Consider the following 2,837-nt stretch of genomic DNA (forward strand, 5'->3'; position numbering starts at 1 on the left):
GGCCTCGACGCCGAGCTCAGGGGCCGCCGCGACGGCTGCCACGAGGCCGCCCTCGCGCACCTGACGCTGCTGCTGGTGGCGATGGCGCGCCTGTCCACCGACGTTGCCGACCAGCTGCGATCCTCCGATGAACCGCTGCTCGGAGCCGTCTTCGACGTCATCGAGCGGCGTTACCACGAGCCCATCTCGCTGGCCGACGTCGCCGCCGACCTCGCGCTCACCCCGGGTCACCTCACCACCGTGGTCCGCCGCAAGACCGGCCGGACCGTGCAGCAGTGGATCGCCCAGCGTCGCATGCAGCAGGCCCGCGTCCTGCTGACCGAGACCGGGCTGACCGTCGCCGCGATCAGCCGCCGGGTCGGCTATCCCGACGTCAGCTACTTCATCAAGAGGTTCCGTGCCGAGCACACGCTGAGCCCGGCGCGGTGGCGCAACCGCTAGGCCCTGTGCCTAGATTTTGGTCGCGGTGATCTCGACGCCGGCGGCGCGCAGGCGGTTCACGTACGCATCGCCGATGCCGGTCGCCGGGGTCAGCACGCCGCCCTCCGACGGCGGCAGCGCATCCCGGTCGAGCGCCAGCGCGAGGCCCGCCTCGCCGAGCATGACCGCCGTGGCCGCGTACCCCGGATCGCCCTTGGCCCTGAATCGCGCCTTGTAGCGGGCGCCGGTCGTCGTGGTGGTGAAGATGTCCATTGTGAAGTGCCCCGCCTTGCGGGTCTTTTCGTCCGGCCCGTCGCCCGGCTTGGGCAGCACCCGGTCGAGCACGAACCGGGTCGGCGGCAACGACAGTCCCACGACCAGCGCGCCCAGGCCGACCTTCGTCAGCGTGGCCAGCGCGGGCGACAGGGCCGAGGCACCGACGCTCATCACCTCGCGGTAGCGGAACGTCCGGCCGTACGCGTAGTCCCGCAACGCGTTGCTGCGCCGCACCACCCGCGTGTTGTAGGACGCCATCACGAACGGCGCCAGGTGACCGCGCAGCGAGCCGTCGACCGCGCGGCCGGGCAGCGTGATGGTGTCCTCCTGGCGGCCGAGCTCCGGCTCCTTCGAGCGGTCCGGGCTCAGCGAGTACGGCCGCGCGGCGATCCGGGCCCGGTCGCGGTCGGCGCGCACCTCGTCGAGCTGGTTGCGCATCGAGTCGATGGTGCCGCCGCTCAGGGCGGCCTTGAGACTGGTCACGACCAGTGTGGTGTCGGTCAGGTCGCCGGCGTCGTCCGCGGCGATCCGCTGGTGCAGCACGTGCACGCCCAGGTCGGAGGGCACGGAGTCGAAGCCGCACGAGTGCACGATCCGCGCGCCGGTCGACCGGGCCAGCTCGTGGTTGGCGTCGATGCTGTCCCGGGCGAAGAGCACCTCGCCGGTCAGGTCGGCGTAGTCGGTGCCGTTGGCCGCGCAGGCGTGTGCGAGGGCGCGGCCGTATTTCGCGTACGGCCCGACGGTGGTCAGCACGACCCGGGTACGCGAGGCGAGCCGCGCCAGTGCCTCCTCGTCGGCGGCGTCCGCGACGATCAGCGGCCAGTCGACGCCCAGCCGCCCGCGCACCTTCTCCAGCTTTTCCTGCGACCGCCCGGCCAGCGCGATCCGCACCCCCTCGGGGGCGTGATCGGCGAGGTGACCGGCGACCAGCGCGCCGACGAACCCGGTGGCGCCGTAGACGACGACATCGTGGTCGCGGACCGGCTCATGATCGCTCATGGTCACCGATTGTGCGTCATCGGTTGTCCAAGGAAAATCAAGACCCCCTGATCGTCAGCGCGCGCGCTGCTGCCGATGCCCTCCGCGGCCAGCGCGATCCGCACCCGCAACGCATCCTCGCCCAGCTTCAGCGGATCCGGGCCGGACAGCCGGATGCCGTCGTCCGTGTGGTCCACACCGCTTCCCAGCACCTCGGCGACCGTCGCGAGCGCCCGGTCGACCGTGGCCGCCTCCACCGGGGCGCCGTCGCCGGCACCGTCGTACCGGTCGCCCAGCGTCGCGGCCGCCCGCATCGCCTCGGCGGTGCCCAGCCGGAACATGTCGGTCGCCGCATCCCGCAGCAGCACCCCCGCACCCGGCGTGTCCGCGTCACCGGCGCCCGGATAGCCCCGCACGACGGCCACCGGCACCTGGTCGCACTTGCCCTTGACCAGCTCACCGGCCCCGGCCAGCTCGTCGATCACGGCCATCTCGGTGAGCTGCAGCTCGTTGCCGTAGGGGTCGATCTCGCCGCGGTGGTCGCGCAGCGGGCTGATCCCCGCCGCACCCAACGCGACGTCGGTGAGCCCGTTGCGCCACGCGCGCCCCATCGTGTCCGACACGATCACGCCGACCCGCAGCCCGCGCTCCCGCAGCGCCGCGTGCAGCGCCCGCGCGGACGCGTCGGGGTCGGCCGGCAGCAGCACCAGGTGCGTCTTGTCCACGTTGGAGGCGTCGATCCCGGCGGCGGCCATCACGAAGCCGTGGTGAGTCTGCACGATCGCGGTCGCTCCGCGGCGGGCCACCACTCGGGCCGTCTCCGCGGCCAGCGCCTCGGCACGGGCGGCGTCGCGCTCCGGGCCGTCGGCCGGCACCTCGACCAGCCGCCCCTCGGCCTTGGACACGATCTTGCTGGTCACCACCAGCACGTCGCCGTCGCGCAGCCAGGGCGCGGCCTTCGTGATCAGCGCGGCGAGGTCGTCGCCGGCGGTCACGTCGCCGATGCCGCGCACCGGAAGAACCTCCAGCCCGTCCGTGGCCCTCACCTCCGCCGGTCGTGTGGCCGCAGCGACCGCGCCAGATCGATCGCCGCCTCGACCATCTTCGCCGTGGCCGCCTCGTCCGTCATCCAGAGCGGGACGGCCCGGGTGGTGACCCCCGGC

General features: G+C 73.2%; 3 protein-coding genes. 1 reads left to right on the forward strand and 2 read right to left on the reverse strand.

Annotated elements, in window-relative coordinates; genetic code table 11:
* A partial coding sequence (locus AB0M20_RS36005; protein WP_364305074.1) for an AraC family transcriptional regulator occupies positions 1-441 on the forward strand: 441 nt, incomplete at its 5' end.
* A gap of 9 nt (positions 442-450) precedes the next feature.
* Here AB0M20_RS36005 and AB0M20_RS36010 read toward each other — a convergent pair.
* Together AB0M20_RS36010 and AB0M20_RS36015 are read right to left on the reverse strand one after the other, a co-directional pair.
* Positions 451-1,695 carry a saccharopine dehydrogenase NADP-binding domain-containing protein gene (locus tag AB0M20_RS36010; protein ID WP_364305076.1) on the reverse strand — a complete coding sequence of 415 codons (1,245 nt, stop codon included), beginning with the start codon at positions 1,693-1,695 and terminating at the stop codon, positions 451-453.
* Positions 1,696-1,697: 2 nt separating this feature from the next.
* A complete protein-coding gene (locus AB0M20_RS36015; protein ID WP_364305077.1) occupies positions 1,698-2,720 on the reverse strand; it encodes a coenzyme F420-0:L-glutamate ligase in 1,023 nt (340 codons plus the stop codon).
* Between the last annotated feature and the right edge of the window lie 117 nt (positions 2,721-2,837).

It is taken from the genome of Actinoplanes sp. NPDC051633 (assembly GCF_040681735.1).
Classification (GTDB): Bacteria; Actinomycetota; Actinomycetes; order Mycobacteriales; family Micromonosporaceae; genus Actinoplanes.

Excerpts from the sequence above, each read along its gene's own strand:
- AB0M20_RS36010 (WP_364305076.1), bottom strand. The coding sequence starts at position 1,695 with ATGAGCGATCATGAGCCGGTCCGCGACCACGATGTCGTCGTCTACGGC.